Here is a 23,101-nt window from a genome sequence, read left to right as displayed (position 1 = left end):
CGTATATATAAAGCAAATCAGTTGCTAGTACCGCTGTTCTTTTTGCAATCAAATCGGTGTTTCCACTCAAAACCTATTGCCTCCAGGAGAAACAGCCGTTCCGGATCCAGCTTTTCCCTCTCATGCCGCATCCTACTTACCCACTTGCCCAGCTTTTGGTCTTCGTGCCACTTAACTGGCACACATGTATGCCCATGAACCTCTTTGAACTCAGTTAAGCGCTTATACATTGTTTCCCACGGCAGGATGCTTCGGCGGTTGAGAGTCCATTCAAAATCAATCTGCTCTAACAACTCTACCTTTGGTGTACCCAAGGTCAACTTGTTTAACCTCATTCTGTACACCCAAGCTGATAGCTGTGGATTCGGCTCCCACCGAAAAGGGACACAGGTGTGGCCAAACTGATTCCTAAAATCAACTAACGCCTCGTACATCTTCATCCAATACTCCTCCTGCACGCTCCACGGAAAGTGTATTTCATTCAGACGATTGATGCGCGCAAGCGAGAGCTTGCCCTGGCAGAAAAGCTTGCGTTGCCAGTTGGTCCATTGCTGAAGCACCGGGTTTATCTTCAGTGATACCTGACAACTACCATGCTCCTCCCTGTAAGCCTTTAGCTGCTCAAAGCTGTCGCTCCACTGCTTATCATAAATCGCCTGCAGTTTGTGCTTCACATCCTTTCCCCACACAAAGCCCAACTGATTCAACCTCTTCTTCTTTGTGGCCTGTAACCTACCTTTCGCCTCAAGTCTCCTTTGCGTAGCTACCCAATTGCCAAGGCTCTTGTTCTCTCTATAATTAGTAGGTACAAAGCAATCGCCTTTGTTTTTTCTGTATACCTTCAGTTGTTCATACCTTTCCTCCCAGCTACTCCTTTTCATATCCTCACAGCTCCAGGTAAACCCGATCTCTTCAAGCCGCTTATACCTGTCCTGTGGGAGCTGACCCTTTTGCTTAGAAAGCCTCTGTCGTTCTATCCAGCTTACCAGCTTTGTGTGCTTGCAGGGTACCCGGCAGTGGCCATGTCTCTTGTTGAAGGCGACCATTTTTTGGAAATACATCTCCCACTGGGCATCATACACATCAAGAATGCTCCAGGTAAACTTCAGTTCGTTGAGCCTGAGTTCCCGGTCCTCACTCAACTTGCCCTCCCTGTGCATCTTTCGCTGCATCGTCACCCACAGGGCAAGCTGCTTGTCCTTTTCCCACCGTCTGGGTACGCGGCTATGGCCAAAGGCTGCATAAAAATCCTTTAACCTCCAGTACATCTGATTCCAGCGGTGCTCCCTGCTAATGGATATGTCCCAATCCACCTCTAGCCTGTCTAACTGCTGTAGCTGGGTTTCCGACAGGAGCCTTTTATGGATGATTTGCCGCATCAGCCAGTCTTTAAGCTGCTCATGTTTTTCATCATCTGGAATGGAGGTATGGCCGGTTTCCTGCACGAAGAGGACCAGCTGCCTGTACATGGCATTCCAGGAGCTTGTTGATTCATCTACTATACTATTCAACTCCTCCAGCTTCTCCTTTAACTCACCCGAAAGCATATGCCTGATGCGCCGCTGAATGCTTACCCACTTCGCAAGCTCTATGTCAATAGTACCAGCAGGAAGTTCGTTGCTGCTAACATAGGGCTTCAACTTGCGATAGTTGGTGTACCACTTGTCTTTGTACTCCTTGTTGAATAGGCTTTCTCCTTGATATGTCATCCCTACCTTTTAAGCTATCTTTATTACTAGCGATTGTACTTCTATCACCGTCTGGAATAAATACCTCCAGTACCCGAAGCTTTCTTTTGGGGAGCAACAACTTCTATTGGCTCTTTTCGCGAATGCATCTTGTCCGGAAACTGACGCTTCCTCATCAAAGCAGCGGCTCACTTATATGTGAGCAAATATATTTTGCGAAAAGGTGAAGTAATCGTGTTCACGTAACACGTGTATCAAGCCGTGTTACATGAGTAAAAATACATGTAACAAATCTTTGTGATTGTGTAACACAATGGCCTCATTTGAACGAAAAGGCAATTTCCACTAAATGAAACATCATGGATGAGAAGGAAAACTAGTGCTCCTCCAATTCAATTATTAGATAAAGCATTATCTGTATTTACTTTCTGGCACTGTTTTGCCAGCTTTTCCCTGGCAGAGTTGACCGGAAAGCTCCAATGTACTTTAGCAGCCTTTCTGTTACGCTTCTCACACAGCGCAGCACCTCCCTTTCCAGCCCCTCCATGTTGCCAATCCTCCTGTTCAGGCTTTCCCATACCAACACAGAAAGCTCTATCTCTGCCATATGGAGCCAACTCCCGTGCTTTGGGGTGAAATGGAAGTGGAGCGCGGGCAAGCTCCCTGGCCTGTGCGGCAGGCAGGTTTTCGTAGAACGAGCCGCGGCTTTGGGTAGTGAGGTTGTCTTGCAACAGCTCCACCTGCGCTGCAGGTGATGCGCGTGACGGCCACCTTCATCTCCGGGGTCACCTTGCGGGGCTGGCCCGGGCGCGGCTTCTCCTCCAGGGCCCCAAGCCTGTCCTTCAGAAAGCGGCCATGCACGTTGTAAAACGTGGCCAGGCACACACACACTGCCTCGGTTACGACCTCAGACTGCTTGCCCTTGTCAAGATGGAGCAGTATTTGAGCGCGCCATACCTGAAAAGTTTACTTCTATACACCTTATATATGGTTGCTAGCTCAATTTATCTCGTTTTAGCACTAACCAAGATGTTCATTATACAATTAACATCTTAAATTATCCGTACATTGTATTACATGGCCTCCACTCTAGGTTAGTTGATGGGCACTGTCAATCTCTCCTTGTACTCATTAAACTGATTGAAGTGTATGCATGAATTAGGCAAAGTCTTACTGGTTGACGACGATGCGGCACATACTTTCTTAAGTGCGCGTGCATTGTGCCAGGCAAACGCGATAAAGCAGGTATTTAAAGCGGAAGACGGAAGCAGGGCGCTTGAACTGCTTCTGAGTGAGGCAATGGACCTCATCCTGCTGGATGTGAATATGCCGGTTATGAATGGGTATGAATTTTTGGAGGCGCTTAAAAAGCTTGTGGAAACGACAGGCCTTACTCCCCCTACCGTTGTCTTGATGACCACCTCTGAGAAATATGAAGGAAGTGAGCATGTCACTCAGAACCCGATGATAAAGGGGTTGCTGACCAAGCCGCTCACCAATGACCAGATAAACTACCTGGTCAGCTTTGCCGGGGTTGAAAGGCAGGCCTGACCAGGCGCTCTATTCTATCTCTTGTACATACAAGATCTCATACCGTTCTTCAACGGCTTATGTTTACTAACCTTGTAATAGTATTCTGCTCCGCCACCAGTTGGTTTAGCTTGCCTGCCGCGGGAGTCACCTCTTTTCTTTTCCTTCAGCTTCTTTCTTACTGACTGCTTTCTGCCCAAAATACACTTTAAAGGTAGTTCCGACTTCTTCCTGGCTATCCACTTCTATCCAACCACCATTGTTCTCCACCATCCGCTTAATTATATATAAACCTACACCCGTGCCTTCCACATGGGAATGAAAACGCTTAAAGGCCGTAAACAGCTTCGGCAATTGGGTGGGGCTTATGCCCAATCCATTATCAACAACCTGGAGCAGGGGCCCCTCTGGGTCCATTTTAAAGGTAAGGTGCACTTGCAGCGTCCGCTCCTCGGAACGGTACTTAATCGCATTGCTTAACAGGTTGTATAGAATACTGCGCAAATTTTTTCTGGCATACACCAATTCATCCAACAAGAGGTCTTGGTGAATCAGAGCACCCGATTCCAGGATGGGCTTTTCAAGATCCGTGAGCACATCCTGTAGCATTTCCTGGAAAGAAATGGCTTCTTTTTCTAAATCGGTTTCTTTCTGCACTTGCGTAATCCGGGTCAGGTCGTTTATTACCTGTTGCAATTTAGCTACTGACGTTTGCATCATCCCCACTAACTCAGCGTCCTCTCCTTCCAATAGGCCCTCTAGTTTAGGGGTGGCGATTTTCAGCAGTTCCTGTAAGGCAATAACAGGCGAGCGTAAATCGTGGGAGGCGATATAGACAAGGTTATCCAAGTCCACATTGATTCTACTTAGCTTCCCGTTGGTGTTGAGCAACGCATTTTTAGTTACCGTCAGCTCTTCCAGCAGCTTTCGCTGATTATCTATATCGGTAGCGGTGCTTACCCACTTGATGATCTCCCCTGCGGCGTTATGAATAGGAACAGCCCGGGCCAGATGCCAGCGATAGGACCTATCCTTTCCCCGCCGGATTCTAAACTCGTTTTGGAATGATTTTCCGCTAGCCAGGGATTGTTGCCAGAGCCGTAGCAGCTTCTTCTTGTCATGAGGGTGAACCGCTGGCAGCCAGCCGGATTCTTTCGTTTGCTCCACGCTCATGCCGGAGTACGTGTACCAATGCTGGTTAAAGTAATCTATCCTCCCATCCGGGAAGGTGGTACAGGCAATCTGGGGCATTGCCTCCAGGACTGCAAGTACTGCAGCCGCATTTTCCTCCATTTTCTGGCGGGCGAGCACCAGTTCGTGGATGTCGTAGAAGGTCACCATCGCGCCATCCGACTGGTTGTCGGCTTGCCGAACGTAAGGCATTACCGTAACCTCGAACCACTTTCCAGAAGTAGATTGCAGCTCTTTGGTGAGCGTCCCCCCTTTGTGCAGCACCTCGACAATGTCATCCGCTATCGTATCAAACCGGATGTTGGTGGTCAGGTGGTGCAGCGGCCGGCCAATGTCGCTTTCCTGCAGGTTAATGTGCTGCACTGCCGCTGGAGAGAATTTTTTCAGGAGCAGGTTTTTGTCAACGAATAGCTGCCCGCCCACATTGCTGCGGAAATAGTTGTTGAGGTCATCGTTCAGTTCGGTGAGCTCTTTGATCTTAGTGTGGTATTCGGCGTTGATGGTTTGCAGCTCTTCGTTCAGGGATTGCAGTTCCTCGTTGCCACTTTGCATTTCCTCCCCCGCTGAGAGCATTTCCTCATGGAAAGACTGCAAATTCTCCTGGTAAGCAGCCAACTTCTCGGAGGCGAGCAGCAAGCTGTCCTTGCTCTGCTGCAGTTCCTCTTCTAAGTGGTTAATGTATTCCCGGGTTTGCTGCTCGGCATCGAAGGGACTGCTTTTCTGCCACCCGTTTGGGGGTGGCCCTGCCGGGCTTAGCAGCAGCAGCATTAACTTTTGGTTATTTCTGGCGGCTACAAAGGGCTTTATCAGCAGATCAATGCTACTGGTATCGTCCAAGTCATTGCGGACTCCCCCGATGGCTACTGGTGCCTGTGTTTGTAAGGCCTGGCTGAAGGCTGTGCCAAACGCCACCAGCAGCGATTGGGGCATTAACTCCATCAGGTTAAAGTTGAAGTTAAACCCTTTCGAGACAAGATAGGGCGATAAATCGCCATAAGCCTGCACCACACGCCGGTTTTCATCCAGGCACACGCCTACCTGATGGTAGTGTTCGAATAAGGCGCTGATAACCGACTCGCTTAGGTAGTTGCCAGCCAGAAGCGGAGCGGGCTGCTTTGCCTGCGAAGCAGCTAAGTTCTGCCCCTCAGCCGGCAATAGGGACTCGTAAGGCTCCAGGGAAGGCCCTTCCCCGGTAAGCGGCAGGGAAAAGCCCCCCAACTGAATAGGCTGAGAGGGAGATGTTTTCTGGTAAATCTTTGCTTTTCTGTCAATTTCTAAGAACTGCAGCTCATGCATCGGTGTCTGCTCACTGGACCCCAAAAACAAGTAGCCATTTTGGCGGAGGCCAAAGTGCAGCAGGCCGAAAACCTTTTTTTGCAGGGCCGGATTGAGGTAGATGAGCAGGTTACGGCAGGAGATGAGGTCGACATGGCAGTAGGGCGGGTTCCTGATCAGGTCATGGTAGGCAAAAATAAGCATCTGGCGAATGCTTTTTTTTACTTTGAAACCTTCTTCAACCGGTGTGAAAAAGCGCTCCTGCCGGGCGGGCGAAAGCTTTCTGACCGAACTGGCCGGATACACCCCCTTGGAGGCGACCCGAAGAGCGGCCTGGTCTAGATCCGTAGCGAATATCTTCACCTCTGCTTGGTGTTGGGTCTTCTCCATGTATTCGGCTACCAGCATCGCCAAAGAATAAGCTTCCTCTCCCGTGGCACAGCCGGCTACCCATATTTTCACGTGCTCGTGGCCTTTTCCCAGAATAGCGGGGATTATTTTCTGCTCGAGCGCTTCAAAAGCCTGGCTGTCCCTGAAAAAAGAAGTCACACTTATGAGAAAATCCTTGGCCAGGGCTTGCAGTTCCGCTGGGTCCTCTTTAAGGTGAAGCAAGTAATGTGTGGCATCTTTTATCTGCAACAGGGCCATGCGCCGGCGTATCCGCCGAAAAATAGTAGGGCGTTTGTACTCGGAAAAGTCAAGGGGCAACTCTCCGTTGAGAAAATCCACGATAGCAACCAAGGCCGTTTCCTCCGCTTTGCTTAGCTTCTTCGTGTCTTGCAAGGTTTGTTTCTCTTCACCGGAGAGCGCATCAAGCCCGGTTAAGTCGGTGCCTTGCACGTAGTTCCGAATAACGCGGGGCATCGCTTCCGGCGGCTGCACCGCACTTGCCCAACCAGTGGCAATGGCATTCTTTGGCATCTGGTCGTACTGCGCTGTCTGTGGGTCTTGCACCAAAACCAGGCCACCAGCTTTTCGGATGGCCCCAATGCCTTCACTGCCATCGTGGCCTGTTCCAGAAAGGATGACGCCAATGGCTTTGTCACCCTGGTCAGCAGCCAGTGACTTAAAGAAAGTGTCGATGGTCAAATGGGGTCGCTCCTGGTCAAGCTTATCTGCTAGCTGAAGCCTTCCCTGGTGTATGGTCAGGAAGGCATTACTTGGAATGACATACACGCGGTTGGCTTCTACCAGCATATGGTCTTCGGCCACGCAAATCTGGAGCTGGCTATGCTTTTTCAACAGCTCTGCTAATCGGCTATGATAGTCAGCAGAGAGGTGCTGGATAACCACATAGGCTACCTGGTCTAAAGGGGTGCGGTCGAAAAAAGAATACAACGCGTCGATGCCCCCTGCCGAGGCCCCAATCGCAATGATTCGGTTAGGAGTATTAGGGCTATTCATAGGCAGGCTTTTAGGGAAAAGGGATTTTGCCGCTTCAAAAGCAAAATTTAACCACACTAATTTATTTGGTAATAGACATCTTTCCAAATAATTCCAAGGGGTAGCCTGGCTAAGGGGTCGGCAGTCTATCTTCAGGCTGTTGCTAACCGATACCAACTTCCAGTTCAGGCCATAGTTTCTGTGCTTTCCTCTGTGGGTGTCCTTGACGATGCCGAAGATTTAGCACTGCCGGTCCGTGTATGCCACCGGCACAGGAAGGCTGCCTGCGCCTTCCTGTGCCTCTTCTGCTCCTTTGTAGGGGTGCCTGCTGATGGCCCCGAAAGGCAGCGTTTGGAATTGCGTTATTTTACTGGAGACTGTTTCAGGCAGATGTTGGTCACCTTCCTGAAATTTCCCAGGCAATGAATCGTAGTGTTCTGCGCACAGCCCCTATTGGGCCAACATAGGCTGACATAAACCCAAAGTCGTGCTTCCTCACGTTAATGTCCTCTGCCTTGTACTTGTGTGTGTGTGCAGCAAGGAGGTTCTGTAGCGCTCCAGCGTGCCCGGGGCAAAGACTTTCTCCACTAGCTTCTCTACCTGCTCATGGTGTACCTCTGGAATACTTCCATTAGCATGACGGACCTCTCCTCCACCCCTATCTTGTCCCGGAGTATCTCTTTTGTCACCGGCTTACCTTCCTGCATAAGTTCCTGCGGGCATGTGTATGCCTTGGACCTGAGTATGTCCAGATATGTGTTTACTGTCCTTGCCTCCACAGACGTCATGCTTCCACGGGCCATTTTCAGGCTCAACAAGATGCACAAACCCCACACATCTTGCTGTAAACCAAATTGATACATCAAATTAGGGAACCCAAAGTCAGACAAGTTTCGGATCCCCGTATACCTCTTAGGTTGGAGAAAAACTGAATGATTTAGCAGGGGGGCAGAAACAAAAAATCCCGTAAATCGCTGATTTACGGGATTTTTGCTCTTTTTGGTATCGCTACCAGCAGAGAGTGAGGGATTCGAACCCCCGGACCTGTTACAGTCAACGGTTTTCAAGACCGCCGCGTTCGACCACTCCGCCAACTCTCTGTCTTATTTCGTGTACAAAAGTAGGGGGCTCCGTTGAATTATCAAAATCCTGCCTCAATAATTTTTACGGCAATCGCCCTCTATTCTATAACCTACTGATTGTGAAGCGTGTTTTTTTTAGGATCTAAACGCTTATGGGCTCCTGAATCCGCTGAATGGCTACTCTTTTCAGCCTGAAGCACGTGGTTAAACGCCTGCCCTGGCCGCGCGGCCGCTCCTTTTGCGCACCAGGCGCTTGGTTACCGTGTCGATGCTCACATTGATCTCAAAGCCCAGTATAAGGATCATCGATACGAAATCAAGCCAGATCATCAAACCGATGAGTGCCCCGATAGAGCCGTAGAACTTGTTGTAGCTGTCAAACGCGGTGATGTAGAAAGAGAATATCATTGACACCAGGAAGATCAGCCCGGTGGCCACCACAGCCCCTGCCGAGAAGAAAGGCCACTTGTCCTCAATGGCAGGCACAAAATAATAGATCAGCGAAGTAGCCAGTAGGAACAGGAGCACAATGGCAATGTACTTCAGTACGATGATTAGGGTATAGGTATAACTCTCGGTTACGACCTCATAGAAAACCAGCACGTCCAGCATCCATTGCCCGAAGAAGATGGTGGCTACCGCTGTGAACAGGATAAAGGCCAGCACTACCGTTAGGGCTGTGGCAATCAATCGCTTTTTAACGTAGCGCCGCTTATAGAAGGTATGGTATTTCTTATCGAAAGCGTCCATGAGCGACATGATGCCATTGGTAGACAGCACCAGCGCAAACAGGAAACCAAAGGACAGCAAACCACCGCGCGGCTTATTCACAATATCCTCGATGGTGCTATAGGCCACGGCATACATCTCCTCAGGCATAAAGTCCTCGATGAAGCTGAAGATGCTCTGGCTCAGGTCCAGCGACAGCACACTGGGGATATAGGGGATAAGCGTGAAAAGGAAAATGATACTAGGGAAAATAGCCAGCGTGAAGTTGAAGGCCATATAGGATGCCCGCTTCGTAATGGAGTCGAGCCGGAGTTCGCCGATCAGCACATCTGCCACGTCGTATACCGAAGACTGGCCATCGTTGAATCGCCAGCGCTTGAGGAAAACGATGAATTTGCGGTACGACCTGCGCCGCTTCAGATATTGCTGGTTTAGCCTCATTCGCTAAAGTATTCGTCCATCTTTTGGTGGATCAGTTCCGGCACCGCAGTGGGTCTTCCGGTCTTCATGTCCACAAACACCATCGTCGTCTCGCCCACATTCAGCAGGGTTTCGGCTTCGTTATACACCTCATACTCAAACAGAATGCGGGAGCCATTTGGTTTATTCCGAAGCAACAGCTTTATGGTCAGCAAATCGTCATACTTGGCCGGGCGGATGTATTTGCACTTCAGTTCCATTACCGGCATCATGGTTCCGGTAGCCTCCATCTCTTTGTAATGGATTCCTAAACGCCTGAAAACCTCGGTACGGGCTACTTCATAGTATGCGGCGTAGTTGCCGTAGTACACGTATCCCATCTGGTCGGTTTCGGCGTACCGCACGCGTATTTGCACTTCTGATTCAAACATTTTAACGGCTGATTGTCAATTGTTGATTGGTAAACGCTGAAACCATAAAATCAATCAGCCATTAGCAATCAACAATTAAATTACTTCATAATGTTACGGGCATTGAGGGCGCGCTGGTAGCGGCGTGCATTGGCCACATGCTCAGCCTGCGTTTCGGCGAAGCTGTGATAGCCAGAAAAGTCTTCCTTCGCGCAAAAGTAAATGTACTTGTGCTGCTCCGGGTTGAGCACGGCATCGATGCTGGAGATATTCGGCACATTGATCGGCCCCGGCGGGAGGCCCTTGTACTTATAAGTGTTATAAGGAGAGTCGTGGCGCAGGTGCACGTTCAGCACACGGCGAATGGTGAAATCACCCACCCCGAACACCACGGTAGGGTCGGCTTGCAGCAGCATGCCTTTCTCCAGGCGGTTTAGGTATACTCCAGCCACCCGCGGCTTTTCGTCGTTCTTGACGGTTTCGGCCTGCACAATAGAAGCCAGTGTAGATACCTGCTGCTTCGACAAGCCTAACTCCTTTGCCTTTGCCTCTCGCTCCGGCGTCCAGAAGGTGTCATACTCCTTTTTCATGCGCTCCATTAGTTCCGGTGCCGATGTGGTCCAGTACACTTCATAAGTGTTCGGGATGAACATGCTTACGATGTTGGTGGTATCGAAGCCAAGTGCGCTTAGGTAAGCCTCATCGTTCAACAGGCTATCTACCGCTGTTTCGTTTGCCTCGAGGTTAGCGGCCAGTTTGCTGGCTAATTGGCTGCGCAGCCGGATATTGTTAAACGTTAAGTTAACGGGGGTCTGCTTGCCCAGGCGCAGGGCCCCGATCAGTTCGCGGTTGCTCCAGCCATTTTGGATCTGGTAACGGCCGGGCTTCACCTTCTTGTCGTAATCCATCAGCTTCGACATAAAGCGCAAGGAGAGCCTGTCGATGATCGTGCCGGTTGCCTCTACGGAGTCCATGGCCTGGTTGTAGGTGGCTCCTGTGGGTATAAGCACGTAAGTTTCGCGGTCTTTGGTGTCCACGTTAGCTGTGTACACAATCTGGTAAGCGTAATAAGAAAAGCTCACAAACAGAAACAGAAACAGCACGGCCAGGCCTGGCACCAGCATACTCTTCTCTTTCTTCACTCTTTTCGGTCTGGGTGTATTCACATTTTTGGACATAATGCTGATAAAAGGCTTGAAATAAGGTATAAGGTTCCGTACCCATTCATTTTCAGGCCTCAAAAATAATACTAATCTAGCTTATCTGTATGGTTTTGGCGCAACTGAATTCTTTTTAGCTTCCCCTGACTGCTTTGCCGCCCGTGCAACGCTTGCCCGGATAATTAAGTATGTTTACCTTATCGTGCCTTCGGGCATTTCCCACCATTAACCAAACACGCTAGAACTATGAGCAGTGCATCTTTCCTACAAATACATCCCGAGAACCCACAGCAGCGCAAAATCCTGGAGGCCGTCGAGATCCTGCGCAAAGGCGGTGTCATCATCTACCCAACCGATACCATCTATGGCATTGGCTGCGATATACACAATGCCCGCGCCGTGGAGCGCGTCTGCCAGATTAAGGGGGTGAAGCCGGACAAAGTGAACCTGTCTTTTATCTGTTCGGACCTCACCCACATCTCAGACTATGCCAAAATCGACACGCCCACTTACAAGGTGATGAAGAAAGCCCTCCCTGGCCCTTTTACCTTTGTGCTGGACGCGAGCAGCCGCGTGCCGAAGTATGCCGGGAACAAGAAAACGGTAGGAATACGCGTGCCGGACAATAACATCGCGCTGGAACTGGTAAAAGAACTGGGCAACCCGATCCTGTCTACTTCCATCCGCGACGAAGACGAGGTGCTGGAATACAGCACCGACCCGGAATTGATATTTGAAAAGTATAAAAACCTGGTAGATGCCGTGATAGACGGCGGCCCCGGCCAGAACATTGCCTCCACCGTGGTAGACGTAACCAACAACTTTGAAGTACTCCGCGAGGGAGCCGGAGACATCAAGCAATACCTTTAGAGTTCCGAATTACGAGTTCCGGGTTATGTGATTTGAAACTCGGAACTCGGCACTAAGCCGCCTGCGGCCGCTTATGTTTCCACCGCCTGTGGGTCCAGAGGTAATCGGCGGGGTTAAGGCGGATGGCTGCTTCCAGCTTTTGGGCGAAACCTGTCGTGATGGGGTAGGCAGCAGCCTCCAGCGGCTGGGCGCCATCCCATATTTCCTCAAAAGTAAGGGTATAATGCCCCCGCCGGTTGCGCTTGATGTCCAGGAACAGGACCGGGCAACCAAAGCGAGTCGCGATTTTCTCGGCCCCTACATAAAATGGCGTGTCCTGGTGCAGGAAAGTGGTCCAGAAGTTAATCTCGCTCCGGAGCGGCGTTTGGTCGGAGAGCATGGCCACCACCCGTGGGGTATGGCGGTTTGCGGCAAAGTCGCGCAGCGTGTCTTTCATCTTGATAAGCCGCGCACCCAACTGCGTGCGCGTACGTAGCATGTACGCTTCAAAAAATGCGTTGTTAAGCGGCTTGTAGATACCGTCGGCAGGAAAGCCGAACTGCACTGCACCGGCAGAAAGCACCCATTCCCAGTTGCAGGAATGAGAGCCCATGGTAATTACCGTCTTGCCCTGCCGTACGTAGCTATCCAGCAGCTCCTGGTTGGTAAACGTGATGCGGCGCCTCATCTCGGCTGGGCTCATGGTACGCAGCTTCAGGGTTTCCACGATCACATCGGCCAGTTGCCTGTAAGTCGCTTTGGTAATCTGCTTTATCTCCTGCGCGCTTTTCTCAGGGAAAGCATGCAGCAAATTCTGCTGCACCACTTTTTTGCGGTATCCGATCACGAAATACAGGAGCACAAACACTACATCAGCCAGCGCATACAACACTGCCCAAGGCAGTAACGACAAGCCTGTTAGCATATACCAAAGCGGGATAGAAACTGGGGGTATGGATTCGTGTTTTCTCATGAAATAGCAGCAGGCTACAAAGGTACAACCTGTGGCGGCATTATGAAATTAGATAAATATGCTACTTTAGCCGTAAGGCAGGCATAGCTTTCGGGCGCAGTCACAATGCCTCGGCATTTATACCTGTCATAATCTAATAACTGGCTAATTGTAATTTATACCCTTTTGATTCTCTTAACCGAAACGCATTATAACCCTCCTATCTCCTACTTCTGGCATGCGCTTCGCGCAGAAAGCCTTTTGGTGGAGCGACACGAAAATTATACCAAGCAGAGTTACCGCAACCGCTGCCATGTGCTCACTTCGCAGGGCATGCAGCCGCTCAGCGTTCCGGTGCTGCACGGGAGCAGCAAAGACAAAACCCTGATCACTGAAATTGAGATTGACTACAGCCAGAAATGGTACAACATCCATTGGCGCACCCTACAGGCCGCCTATGGCCGTGCCCCCTACTTCGAGTTTTACAGCGACTACCTGCAGGATGTATATGCGCGCAGGCCCCAATATTTATTTGAGCTGAATACGGATTTGTTAAAGCTTTATCTTAAATTACTAAAACTGAACAGACCGCTCGGTTTTACGGAATCATTTGAGGTGGAGCAGCCCGAAAATGTACTAGACCTGCGAAACAGGGTCCACCCAAAAATCTATCCTGACAATTTGCACGTAAAACCTTATACGCAAGTATTTGGCAAACAATTTGTATCAGACCTTAGTATAATTGATTTGTTGTTTACGCAGGGGCCCGCGGCTCTATCTTTCCTTCAGTAAAGCGGCAGAGTACTAAACATTTGCATCGTATAGCTTGTTTAGAAATTGGCTTCTAATGTTAGCCTCAAACAATTACAATTAATTAGTCTTTAAAGAATTACACGGAGTTATAGTATACATGGAAGCAAAATTCTCAAACCGAGTAAAAGAGGTGATCTCGCTCAGCCGTGAGGAAGCTATTCGGCTCGGTCATGATTATATCGGGACAGAGCACCTGGTATTGGGCATGATTCGGGAGGGAGAAGGCACTGCCATTGCCCTGCTGAAGAAGCTTGGCGTTTCGATAGATGAGTTAAAGTACGCTTTAGAGCAGGCTACCCGAAATACCGCTACCCAGAGCAGCAACATCACCGGCAGTATCCCGCTTACGAAGCAGACAGAGAAGGTGCTGAAGATAACCTATTTGGAGGCGAAGATCTTCAAAAGCGACATCATCGGCACGGAGCACCTCTTATTATCCATCCTTCGGGATGAAGACAATATATCTTCTCAAATTTTATCGAAATTCAACGTGAACTACGAAGCAATAAGAGATTCCCTGGATTATCACAGCAATAATCCACTCGCGTCGTCAGACACTGACGATTCAGATGATTCTGACAAATTATTCGGCAGCTCGTCTTCCCGTTCAGGCAGCAGTAGCAGCAAAAAAGCCGGCGAAAAGTCGCGCACTCCGGTGCTCGACAACTTTGGCCGCGACCTGACCAAACTGGCCGAGGACGATAAGCTGGACCCGATTGTTGGCCGTGAAAAAGAGATTGAGCGTGTGGCACAGGTGCTGAGCCGCCGCAAGAAAAACAACCCGATCCTGATTGGTGAGCCTGGTGTCGGTAAAACTGCGATTGCGGAAGGCCTGGCCCTGCGCATCATCCAGAAAAAGGTAAGCCGTGTGCTTTTCAACAAGCGCGTAGTAACCCTGGACCTAGCCTCTTTGGTAGCCGGTACAAAATACCGTGGCCAGTTTGAGGAGCGTATGAAGGCCGTGATGAACGAGCTGGAGAAGTCTCCGGACGTAATCCTGTTCATTGATGAGCTCCATACCATCGTGGGTGCTGGTGGCGCTTCTGGTTCCCTGGATGCCTCTAACATGTTCAAGCCTGCGCTTGCCCGTGGTGAGATTCAATGCATCGGTGCCACTACCCTGGATGAGTACCGCCAGTACATTGAGAAAGATGGTGCCTTGGCCCGTCGTTTCCAGATTGTGATGGTAGACCCTACCACACCGGAGGAGACGATGGAAATTCTGCACAACATCAAAGACAAGTACCAGGACCATCACCATGTAAACTATACTGACAAGGCCATTGAGGCCTGCGTGAAACTTTCGGACCGCTACATGAGCGATCGCTTCCTGCCAGATAAGGCCATTGACATTCTGGATGAGGCGGGTGCGCGGGTGCACATCAACAACATCATTGTGCCGGATGACATCCTGAAGCTCGAAGAGCAAATCGAGAACATCAAGGTAGAGAAGAACCGCGTGGTCAAGAGCCAGAAATACGAAGAGGCTGCCCAACTGCGCGACAAGGAGAAAAAACTCATCGACCAGTTGGAAACAGCAAAGAAAAACTGGGAAGAGGAGACCAAGAAGAAGCGCTATACCGTGAAAGAGGAAAATGTGGCAGAGGTTATTGCCATGATGACAGGTATTCCGGTGAAGCGTATTGCCCAGAAAGAGGGTGTGAAGCTCCTGAACATGGGCGAAGAGCTGAAAGGCAAAGTAATCGGCCAGGACAAAGCGATCGGCCAGTTAGTGAAAGCTATCCAGCGCACCCGTGTAGGTCTGAAAGACCCGAAGAAGCCAATCGGCTCGTTCGTGTTCCTTGGCCCAACTGGGGTTGGTAAAACAGAGCTTGCCAAAGTGCTAGCTACTTACCTGTTCGACAAAGAAGATTCGTTGGTGCGCATCGACATGAGTGAGTACATGGAGAAATTCAGTGTGTCTCGCTTAGTAGGAGCGCCTCCGGGATATGTGGGTTACGAAGAAGGTGGCCAGCTGACGGAGAAGATCCGCCGTAAGCCATACTCTGTGGTACTGCTGGATGAGATTGAGAAAGCGCACCCGGATGTGTACAACCTGTTGCTGCAGGTGCTCGATGATGGTATATTAACAGACGGATTGGGCCGCAAGGTTGACTTCCGGAACACCATCATCATCATGACCTCTAACATTGGTGCCCGCGACTTGCAGGACTTTGGGGCCGGTATCGGTTTCATGTCGAAGAGCAAGCAGGAAAACGTGGACGATATCATGAAAGGCACTATTGCCAGCGCCCTTCGTAAAACGTTCTCGCCTGAGTTCCTGAACCGTTTGGACGATGTGATCGTGTTCAACTCGCTTAACCGTGAGGACATGCACAAGATCATCGAGCTCTCGCTCAGCAAGTTGTTCAAGCGCGTAGAGACATTGGGCTATACCATCGAACTGACGAAAGAAGCGAAAGACTATGTGGCCGAGAAAGGATACGATCCGAAGTATGGGGCGCGTCCGTTGAACCGCGCGATTCAGAAGTATATCGAAGACCCGATTGCAGAGGAAATCCTGAAAGCGGAGGTGAACCAGGGAGATGTCATTCAGGTGAGCCATAAGGAAGGCGAAGAGAAGCTGACCTTTGTTTCGAAGAAAAGCACCGGCAAAAAGCCAAAGACTGCTTCTGATGAAGCCGAGGAAACAGAGCCTACCAAGTCTTCTGACTTAGACAAGACAAAAGAATAATTGCGTTTATATAAAGTGAATAAGGGCTGCCTGTATAGGTAGCCCTTATTTTTTGCACAGCTCGAACCGGTTGCACCCTTATACCCTGGCAGCAAAAAGATGAGCCGGCACGAGTGATAGCTGCAGAGTTTTTTTAAATTTGAAAAATTAACACTTTCATAACACCAGACTAGATACACGACACATACATGGCAGGAGAAATCAGACAAAGCCAACTGGAGACGCTGGCGCGCAAGAACGCTGAAGCACTTTTGGGAGGTGGGCAAGACCGCATTGAGGCACAGCACAAGAAAGGCAAGCTCACGGCACGCGAGCGCATCCACTTACTGATGGACGAAGGCTCTTTCGAGGAAATCGGCAAATTTGTGATGCACCGCTCCAAAGATTTTGGACTGGACAAGCAGTATTTCTTAGGCGATGGCGTAGTAACCGGATATGGTACCATCAACGGGCGACTGGTGTATGTGTTCTCCCAGGACTTTACCGTGCTGGGTGGCTCTCTTTCTGAAACCCATGCCGAGAAGATCGTGAAAATCATGGAGCTGGCCATGGAAAATGGAGCCCCGGTGATTGGCCTGAACGACTCTGGCGGTGCCCGCATCCAAGAGGGTGTTGTATCCTTGGGTGGTTACGCGGATATTTTCTACCGCAACACGCTGGCCTCAGGTGTCATTCCCCAGATCTCGGCTATCATGGGGCCATGCGCCGGTGGCGCTGTTTACTCCCCTGCCATCACAGACTTTATTATGATGGTGGAGGATACCTCCTATATGTTTGTGACCGGCCCTAACGTGGTGAAAACGGTAACGCACGAAGAGGTAACATCCGAAGAACTAGGTGGCGCCAGCACGCATAGCACCAAAAGCGGCGTAACACATTTCTCCTGCGCGAATGAGGTGGAGTGCATCACTTATATCAAAAAGCTGCTCAGCTATGTCCCGCAGAACTGCGAGGACCTTCCGCCAATGCTGCCTTATGAGGCGCAGGCCGACGAGACACGGGAAGTACTCGACACCATTATACCGGAAAACCCGAACCAGCCTTACGATATGCGCGAAGTGATTGAGGGCATCATCGATGCAGACTCTTTCTTTGAGGTGCATAAGAACTTTGGGGAGAATATTGTGGTGGGGTTTGCCCGCCTGGGTGGTCGCAGCATCGGTATTGTAGGCAACCAGCCGGCGGTACTGGCTGGTGTACTGGACATTAACGCCAGCACCAAGGCAGCCCGCTTCGTGCGCTTCTGCGACAGCTTTAACGTGCCGTTGCTGGTACTGGAAGACGTGCCAGGCTTCCTGCCGGGCACCGACCAGGAATGGCGCGGCATCATCACCAACGGCGCGAAATTACTTTACGCCTTTTGCGAGGCCACTGTGCCACGCATCACGGTTATTACGCGCAAAGCCTATGGCGGTGCCTATGACGTAATGAACTCCAAGCACATTGGTGCGGATATGAACTTTGCCTGGCCAACTGCCGAGATTGCCGTAATGGGGGCACAGGGAGCCGCGGAGATCATCTTCAAGCGCGAGATAGCTGCCGCCGAAGACCCTGCCGCGAAACTGGCTGAGAAAGTGCAGGAGTACAAAGAGAAGTTTGCCACGCCATACCGCGCAGCACACCGTGGCTTTATCGACGAGGTGATCCTGCCGTCTGAGACAAGGGCAAAATTGATAAAAGCATTTAAAATGCTGGAAAACAAAGCTGTAACGCTCCCAAGAAAGAAGCACGGAAACATACCGCTGTAAGTTAATTATGAATTCAAAATTAGAAACCTACTCACTTAGTTGTGTGCTAGTTCTAATTATTCATGGTTATTAGTCTTTAATTTTTAATCGAAAAATATGCGTCAAGAATCGTTTGATTTCTTACAGAAATATCTCAACAACTCCTCTCCTACCGGCTTTGAGGTGGAAGGGCAGAAACTGTGGCTGGACTACGTTAAACCATACATCGACAGCTACTTTACGGATACTTACGGCACCGTAGTGGGGGTAATCAACCCAGAGGCCGATTATAAAGTGGTCATTGAGGCGCATGCCGACGAGATTTCCTGGTTTGTGAACTACATCACCCCGGAAGGTTATATTTACCTGAAGCGTAACGGTGGTTCTGATGCCTTGATTGCGCCATCCAAGCGGGTGAATATTTATACCTCAAAAGGTATAGTGAAAGCGATTTTTGGTTGGCCAGCGATCCATGTGCGCAAAGTGGAACAGGACAAAGCCCCAACCATCGAGACTGTTTTCCTGGACTGCGGTGCCAAGAACCGCGAGGAAGTAGAGGAAATGGGCATACACGTGGGCTGCGTGGCTACGTTTGAGGACGAGTTTACCGTCATGAACGACCGTTACTACGTAGGCCGCGCCCTCGATAACCGCATCGGAGGCTTTATGATTGCCGAGGTGGCGCGTATGTTGAAAGAAAACCAAAACAAGCTGCCTTTTGGCCTTTACATCGTGAATGCCGTGCAGGAGGAGATCGGCTTGCGGGGTGCTGAGATGATTGCCCACCGCATCAAGCCGGACGTGGCCATCATCACCGACGTGACTCACGATACGCAGTCGCCGATGTATGATAAGAAAACCAGTGGCGACATTCATTGCGGCAAAGGCCCTGTGATTGCCTATGGCCCGGCTGTGCAGAACAACGTGCGCGACCTGATCATCAACACGGCCAAGGAAAAGGATATTCCGTTCCAGCGCTCGGCTGTTTCACGTGCAACCGGTACTGATACCGATGCCTTTGCTTACTCAAGCGCCGGTGTGGCCTCGGCCCTGATCTCGCTTCCGCTTAAGTACATGCACACGACCGTGGAAACGGTGCACAAAGAAGATGTAGACAGCGTGATCAGGATGATTTACGAGACGATTCTCAAGATTCAGGACAAGCAGGATTTCCGCTACCTGAGCTAACATTTTTCATACCAGGCAAAACCTCCGGAGTCTGTGCTTCGGAGGTTTTTGCTTTTAATGCATTTTCGTATATTTCATCAACCCATTTTTGTAACCGATGAACCGTACTAACTTCTGCCTGGTCACAGTTTTTACTGTTGCGGCACTGGCTACCATGGCTTTTGCGCCTGAGCCTTCTAAGCTCTTTATAGTTGTGTTTCCGTTGGTTATTATATTCCCAATCACACTCAACAAGCGGCGTAAAACAGTCAACCTAAGTCTTAAAGCCACTTTGTTGGCGTTTATACCCTTTGCTGGCAGCAAGCAGCTTAGTAGTTTGTACCTTTCAGCTTAACTATACTTTAGCGTGAACTTCACCGACCAAATGGGCCACCATATTACGCTGCCACAATTGCCGCAGCGCATTGTATCGCTGGTGCCCTCTCAAACCGAGCTGCTTTTTGATTTAGGATTAGCAGACAGGGTTGTGGGTATAACCAAATTTTGCATCCACCCCAAAGAAGCCGCACAGCAAAAAACAATCATCGGTGGTACCAAAAACTTCCATCTCGATACAATAGCGAAGTTGCAGCCCGACCTCATCATCGGCAACAAAGAGGAAAATTATCAGGAAGGCATTGAAGCATTGCAGCAGAAGTATCCGGTATGGATAAGCGATATTTATACCTTGGAAGACGCGCTGCACATGATACAGCAGGTAGGGCAACTGACAGGGACTGCTACTAGAGCGGAGGAATTAGTAGTTCAAATCAAAGAAGGTTTTGAGGTGATAGAGCCTTTGCAGCCTTCCATCAACACAGCTTATTTTATCTGGCGCAAACCTTATATGGCTGTCGGCAACCAGAACTTTATCGACCACATGCTGCAGCGCTACGGCTTCCAAAATGTTTTTGCAGCCTTGGCGCGCTACCCGGAGATAAGTCCAGAGGCCTTGAAAGAAGCGAATCCACAGCTCATCCTGCTTTCATCGGAGCCATACCCCTTCAAGGAAAAACATGTGCGGGAGTTCCAGGAGCTTTGCCCGCAGGCCACAGTGGTGGTGGTTGATGGGGAGATGTTCAGTTGGTATGGCAGCCGGTTATTACAGGCATCTTCTTATTTGCAGCTGCTAGTGGGCAGCATAAGGCAGCCTACTCCCTGATACGCCTCAGTAATGCTTTTGCCCATTGCGCGATCTGCTCAAATTCGGCGGCATCCTGCGCAATCTCAGCTTGGCTCTTATGCAATACCTCGCGCTTGTTCATCGGGTCGTCCAGCGCTGTTAACCGAATCACCTCCTCCACTCTTTGGCGGGTGAAGGCATTAAGCGGTTCTTCAGCCAATCGTTCCAAATGCTGTACCAACTCCTGCCGGAAATCTTTTTTCTCCAGCGCCTCCTCGTCCAGCAACCGGAAAAGTGCCGCAACGGCCTCATCGGTGTGCGCACTCTGCAAGGCAACCTCAATCAACTTATCGGTAGAAGGCAAGGGCAGTTTGATCAGGAGTTGGTAACCGCCCCCCTGCACGGCGGCCGTGGCATAGCACTGTAACCAAAAGGCACCTGTGTCCGGGTGGCGGTATACGGCGGCATACCCGCCGGCAGCGGTCTCCTGCAACTCCATTTGCTGCAGGAGTGCCGCAATTTGCCCGGCATCACCATATAACCGGCGCGCCTTCATCAGGCATTCTCCGTTATCACGAAGCCAACCTGCTGCAGGTCTTCCCAAAACCGGGGGTATGATTTACGCACAACGCTCGGCTCCTTTATCTCAATGGGCTGCAGGAGCGCTATGGGTGCAAAGGCCATAGCCATGCGGTGGTCTTCGTAGGTACGGAACGACAGCTGCTGCTTCGGCAGGATACCTGGCTTTAATTTAAACAGCTCTGGTGTCACTTCCTCTACAGAGGCCTTCATGCTCAGGACTTCCAGTTGCAGCGCCTGAATACGGTCCGTTTCCTTGATGCGAAGGCTCTCCAAGCCTGTCATGTCTATTTCGATTCCTTTGCCTGCTCCAAGCGCCACAATGGTTTGAGCCAGGTCTGGGCAGTCCGAGAAATCAAAGGAGGCGTGGTGCTTATGCGCTTTCTTTGATAGTTGCACACCCTCCGGTGTAAAGGTGGTATGCACCCCTAGCCGGTCCATGATGTCTACAATGGCCCGGTCGCCTTGGAATGATTTCTCTTTCAGGCCCAGCAGGGTAATGTCGGCCTCTCTGGCCAGCGCCACCATGCTATACCAGTAACTTGCCGCCGACCAGTCTGACTCCACACTGAACGAGGTAGCGGTATACGACTGGTGAGCCACAGTAATGGTATTGCCTTCAAAAGTAGCCTTCACGCCAAAATGCGCCATTAGTGAAAGCGTCATTTCGATGTAGGGCCGCGAGCCGATCTTGCCCTCCAGTTCGAGTTCCAGGCCGTCAGACAACAGTGGCCCAACCATCAGCAACGCCGAGATATACTGGCTGCTAATGTCGCTGCGCACAGTCAGTTTGCTTTTCCCGTTGCCGTTGAAGCCGTTCATCTGCAGGGGCGGGTAGCCTTCTTCACCCAAATAGCTGATGTCTGCACCCAATTCGCGCAAGGCTTCCACCAGCACCTTGATTGGGCGCTGGCACATGCGGTCTGTGCCGGTTAAGGTTTTCTGTTGCCCGGTCACTGCGTAATAGGCTGTCAGGAAGCGCATTACTGTGCCTGCGTCTTCTGCGTTTATCTCAGTTGCATCGCTTATGAGCAGGCGTTGCAGCAGTTGGGTGTCGTTCGCCTCCGACAGGTTCAGCAGTTCTGCCTCCTCTCCCGACAGTGCCGCGATGATCAAGGCACGGTTCGCCTCGCTTTTAGAGGCTGGTAGTTTTATACTTCCGTTCAGCACGCCGGTGGGATGCGACAGCGTTACTGAGCGTAATTTTTTGGATGATATCATAAGGATTGATAGTAGCGTAATGATTCCTCAATGTCAGGGAGTGTGATGGGCTGGTTGTATACGGCGTGCCCGATGCCGTTGAGCAGCGTGCAGTTGATGGCTGAGCCGGAGTTCTTTTTATCCTGCAGCGCCAGGACTGCGATCGCCTGAATGTCCTCTGGCTTCAGTACCACCTTCTCGTATACCATCTCCAGGAAAACCTCCACACGCCCAAGGTCCTCCTCAGACAGCAGTTCTTTCTTTACCGACAGGTATGTTTCACAAATCATACCCACGGCAATGGCTTCGCCGTGCAACAATTGCCGATCCGCCTGGCTCATCAGATAGGTCTCTACGGCGTGGCCTACGGTATGGCCGAAGTTCAGCACTTTGCGGTAGCCGCCTTCCAGTGGGTCAGCGTTTACCACCTCCGATTTGATGGCCACCGAGTGCCGGATAAGTTCTTCCCAGTTATCCGTTAGCAGCCCGATATTGCGCTGTTCTTCAAACTTAGCCTTGTCGGCAATCAGCCAGTGCTTGATGATCTCGGCATAGCCCGATTTTAGCTGGCGCTGGGGCAGGGTTTGCAAAAAAGCAGGGTTGATAAATACCGCCTGCGGCTCCTGGTATACCCCCAGGTGGTTTTTGAGGCCATGAAAATCGATGCCGGTTTTGCCGCCTACGCTGGCATCTACCTGCGCCAGTAAGGTGGTGGGCACCTGCACAAAGAATATCCCGCGCTTGAAAACGGAAGCGCAGAAACCGCCCATATCGCCGATCACACCGCCACCCAGGTTCACCAGCACCGCCCAGCGGTCTAGGTGCAGTTCCGTCATCTGCTGCCAGATGTATTCGCAGGTTTGCAGCGTCTTGTGCTCTTCGCCGCTGCTGATCTGGATGACGGAGTGCTCAGGCAGGTGAGGCTTTAGTTGCGGGTAGCAGTGGGCCAGCGTATGCTCATCCAACAGTACCACCACTTTGCTGAAAGCTCTGTTTTGCAGCATCACAGCCAGCTCTTCTAATGCCTGCTGGCCAATATGTATAGTTTCTGTCACAGTTCTCGTACGGCTTAAGATCATCAATAAGAAAACGCAGCGCACCAAGTGCTCACGCAGGCTGCCTCTGCAA

Annotated in this window: 19 protein-coding genes and 1 tRNA gene; 7 read left to right on the top strand and 13 right to left on the bottom strand. The window is 50.6% G+C overall.

What is annotated here, in order from left to right:
• Positions 1-17: 17 nt before the first annotated feature.
• From ACXYMU_RS04225 to ACXYMU_RS04215, 3 genes are all read right to left on the bottom strand, one after another.
• Positions 18-1,709, bottom strand: coding sequence for a helicase associated domain-containing protein (locus tag ACXYMU_RS04225; protein WP_458985103.1), 1,692 nt, complete (start codon positions 1,707-1,709; stop codon positions 18-20).
• Between the two features lie 400 nt (positions 1,710-2,109).
• Complete coding sequence (locus ACXYMU_RS04220) at positions 2,110-2,295, bottom strand: hypothetical protein (RefSeq protein ID WP_458985102.1); 186 nt, start codon at positions 2,293-2,295, stop codon at positions 2,110-2,112.
• A complete protein-coding gene (locus ACXYMU_RS04215; RefSeq protein ID WP_458985228.1) occupies positions 2,283-2,627 on the bottom strand; it encodes a helix-turn-helix domain-containing protein in 345 nt (114 codons plus the stop codon). The genes ACXYMU_RS04220 and ACXYMU_RS04215 overlap by 13 nt, the downstream gene beginning before the upstream one ends.
• Positions 2,628-2,837: 210 nt before the next feature.
• Between ACXYMU_RS04215 and ACXYMU_RS04210 the strand changes: the two genes are divergently transcribed.
• Entirely contained in the window at positions 2,838-3,239 is a 402-nt protein-coding gene (locus tag ACXYMU_RS04210; RefSeq protein ID WP_458985101.1) for a response regulator, read from the top strand.
• Between the two features lie 126 nt (positions 3,240-3,365).
• Here the strand turns inward: ACXYMU_RS04210 and ACXYMU_RS04205 are convergent, their stop codons facing one another.
• The 6 genes from ACXYMU_RS04205 to mltG all read right to left on the bottom strand — a co-directional run bounded on the left by ACXYMU_RS04205 (position 3,366) and on the right by mltG (position 10,850).
• On the bottom strand, positions 3,366-7,088 hold the full coding sequence (locus ACXYMU_RS04205; protein ID WP_458985100.1) for a chemotaxis protein CheB: 3,723 nt from the start codon (positions 7,086-7,088) through the stop codon (positions 3,366-3,368).
• 219 nt (positions 7,089-7,307) lie between these two features.
• Positions 7,308-7,490, bottom strand: coding sequence for a hypothetical protein (locus ACXYMU_RS04200; protein WP_458985099.1), 183 nt, complete (start codon positions 7,488-7,490; stop codon positions 7,308-7,310).
• A gap of 592 nt (positions 7,491-8,082) precedes the next feature.
• Positions 8,083-8,167, bottom strand: a tRNA-Ser gene (locus ACXYMU_RS04195).
• Between the two features lie 186 nt (positions 8,168-8,353).
• Positions 8,354-9,319 carry a YihY/virulence factor BrkB family protein gene (locus tag ACXYMU_RS04190; RefSeq protein WP_458985098.1) on the bottom strand — a complete coding sequence of 322 codons (966 nt, stop codon included), beginning with the start codon at positions 9,317-9,319 and terminating at the stop codon, positions 8,354-8,356.
• Positions 9,316-9,729 carry an acyl-CoA thioesterase gene (locus tag ACXYMU_RS04185; RefSeq protein WP_458985097.1) on the bottom strand — a complete coding sequence of 138 codons (414 nt, stop codon included), beginning with the start codon at positions 9,727-9,729 and terminating at the stop codon, positions 9,316-9,318. Before ACXYMU_RS04185 ends, ACXYMU_RS04190 begins: the two co-directional genes overlap by 4 nt.
• An 80-nt stretch (positions 9,730-9,809) precedes the next feature.
• Positions 9,810-10,850 carry an endolytic transglycosylase MltG gene (mltG, locus tag ACXYMU_RS04180; RefSeq protein ID WP_458985096.1) on the bottom strand — a complete coding sequence of 347 codons (1,041 nt, stop codon included), beginning with the start codon at positions 10,848-10,850 and terminating at the stop codon, positions 9,810-9,812.
• A 264-nt stretch (positions 10,851-11,114) separates the two neighbouring features.
• Here mltG and ACXYMU_RS04175 point away from each other — a divergent pair, with 264 nt between their 5' ends.
• Entirely contained in the window at positions 11,115-11,738 is a 624-nt protein-coding gene (locus ACXYMU_RS04175) for an L-threonylcarbamoyladenylate synthase (RefSeq protein ID WP_458985095.1), read from the top strand.
• Between the two features lie 52 nt (positions 11,739-11,790).
• On the opposite strand, the gene ACXYMU_RS04170 is transcribed toward ACXYMU_RS04175, so the two are convergent.
• Complete coding sequence (locus ACXYMU_RS04170) at positions 11,791-12,690, bottom strand: lysophospholipid acyltransferase family protein (protein WP_458985094.1); 900 nt, start codon at positions 12,688-12,690, stop codon at positions 11,791-11,793.
• 165 nt (positions 12,691-12,855) lie between these two features.
• Here ACXYMU_RS04170 and ACXYMU_RS04165 point away from each other — a divergent pair, with 165 nt between their 5' ends.
• The 5 genes from ACXYMU_RS04165 (at position 12,856) to ACXYMU_RS04145 (ending at position 20,233) form a co-directional block, all read left to right on the top strand.
• Positions 12,856-13,461: a WbqC family protein gene (locus ACXYMU_RS04165; RefSeq protein WP_458985093.1), complete on the top strand. Its 606-nt coding sequence runs from the start codon at positions 12,856-12,858 to the stop codon at positions 13,459-13,461.
• A gap of 118 nt (positions 13,462-13,579) precedes the next feature.
• Positions 13,580-16,177, top strand: a complete 2,598-nt coding sequence (locus ACXYMU_RS04160; RefSeq protein ID WP_458985092.1) for an ATP-dependent Clp protease ATP-binding subunit — start codon at positions 13,580-13,582, stop codon at positions 16,175-16,177.
• A gap of 188 nt (positions 16,178-16,365) precedes the next feature.
• Positions 16,366-17,925, top strand: a complete 1,560-nt coding sequence (locus ACXYMU_RS04155) for an acyl-CoA carboxylase subunit beta (RefSeq protein WP_458985091.1) — start codon at positions 16,366-16,368, stop codon at positions 17,923-17,925.
• A gap of 96 nt (positions 17,926-18,021) precedes the next feature.
• Entirely contained in the window at positions 18,022-19,092 is a 1,071-nt protein-coding gene (locus tag ACXYMU_RS04150) for a M42 family metallopeptidase (protein ID WP_458985090.1), read from the top strand.
• A gap of 364 nt (positions 19,093-19,456) precedes the next feature.
• Positions 19,457-20,233 (top strand): ABC transporter substrate-binding protein, encoded by a 777-nt coding sequence (locus tag ACXYMU_RS04145; protein WP_458985227.1) that lies wholly within the window; start codon positions 19,457-19,459, stop codon positions 20,231-20,233.
• Here the strand turns inward: ACXYMU_RS04145 and ACXYMU_RS04140 are convergent.
• Genes ACXYMU_RS04140 through aroB form a run of 3 tightly spaced genes read right to left on the bottom strand, consistent with a single transcriptional unit; the run spans position 20,223 to position 23,028 of the window.
• The gene (locus tag ACXYMU_RS04140; RefSeq protein ID WP_458985089.1) at positions 20,223-20,798 is read right to left on the bottom strand and encodes a hypothetical protein; all 576 of its coding nucleotides are present in this window, start codon (positions 20,796-20,798) and stop codon (positions 20,223-20,225) included. The two genes, ACXYMU_RS04145 and ACXYMU_RS04140, sit on opposite strands and share 11 nt — an antisense overlap.
• Entirely contained in the window at positions 20,750-21,994 is a 1,245-nt protein-coding gene (locus ACXYMU_RS04135) for a 3-phosphoshikimate 1-carboxyvinyltransferase (protein ID WP_458985088.1), read from the bottom strand. Before ACXYMU_RS04135 ends, ACXYMU_RS04140 begins: the two co-directional genes overlap by 49 nt.
• Positions 21,991-23,028, bottom strand: coding sequence for a 3-dehydroquinate synthase (aroB, locus tag ACXYMU_RS04130; protein WP_458985087.1), 1,038 nt, complete (start codon positions 23,026-23,028; stop codon positions 21,991-21,993). Before aroB ends, ACXYMU_RS04135 begins: the two co-directional genes overlap by 4 nt.
• Positions 23,029-23,101 lie beyond the last annotated feature (73 nt).

It is taken from the genome of Pontibacter sp. CAU 1760 (assembly GCF_054482735.1).
The sequence above is the reverse complement of the archived record's forward strand: the minus strand, read 5'-3'. Positions and strand labels throughout refer to the sequence as shown.

Bases quoted from the DNA above. Each gene is read 5' to 3' on its own strand.
- ACXYMU_RS04225 (WP_458985103.1), bottom strand. From the start codon at position 1,709: ATGACATATCAAGGAGAAAGCCTATTCAACAAGGAGTACAAAGACAAG.
- ACXYMU_RS04220 (WP_458985102.1), bottom strand. From the start codon at position 2,295: ATGGCAGAGATAGAGCTTTCTGTGTTGGTATGGGAAAGCCTGAACAGG.
- ACXYMU_RS04210 (WP_458985101.1), top strand. From the start codon at position 2,838: ATGCATGAATTAGGCAAAGTCTTACTGGTTGACGACGATGCGGCACAT.
- ACXYMU_RS04205 (WP_458985100.1), bottom strand. From the start codon at position 7,088: ATGAATAGCCCTAATACTCCTAACCGAATCATTGCGATTGGGGCCTCG.
- ACXYMU_RS04190 (WP_458985098.1), bottom strand. From the start codon at position 9,319: ATGAGGCTAAACCAGCAATATCTGAAGCGGCGCAGGTCGTACCGCAAA.
- ACXYMU_RS04185 (WP_458985097.1), bottom strand. From the start codon at position 9,729: ATGTTTGAATCAGAAGTGCAAATACGCGTGCGGTACGCCGAAACCGAC.
- ACXYMU_RS04175 (WP_458985095.1), top strand. From the start codon at position 11,115: ATGAGCAGTGCATCTTTCCTACAAATACATCCCGAGAACCCACAGCAG.
- ACXYMU_RS04170 (WP_458985094.1), bottom strand. From the start codon at position 12,690: ATGAGAAAACACGAATCCATACCCCCAGTTTCTATCCCGCTTTGGTAT.
- ACXYMU_RS04160 (WP_458985092.1), top strand. From the start codon at position 13,580: ATGGAAGCAAAATTCTCAAACCGAGTAAAAGAGGTGATCTCGCTCAGC.
- ACXYMU_RS04155 (WP_458985091.1), top strand. From the start codon at position 16,366: ATGGCAGGAGAAATCAGACAAAGCCAACTGGAGACGCTGGCGCGCAAG.
- ACXYMU_RS04150 (WP_458985090.1), top strand. From the start codon at position 18,022: ATGCGTCAAGAATCGTTTGATTTCTTACAGAAATATCTCAACAACTCC.
- ACXYMU_RS04145 (WP_458985227.1), top strand. From the start codon at position 19,457: ATGGGCCACCATATTACGCTGCCACAATTGCCGCAGCGCATTGTATCG.
- ACXYMU_RS04135 (WP_458985088.1), bottom strand. From the start codon at position 21,994: ATGATATCATCCAAAAAATTACGCTCAGTAACGCTGTCGCATCCCACC.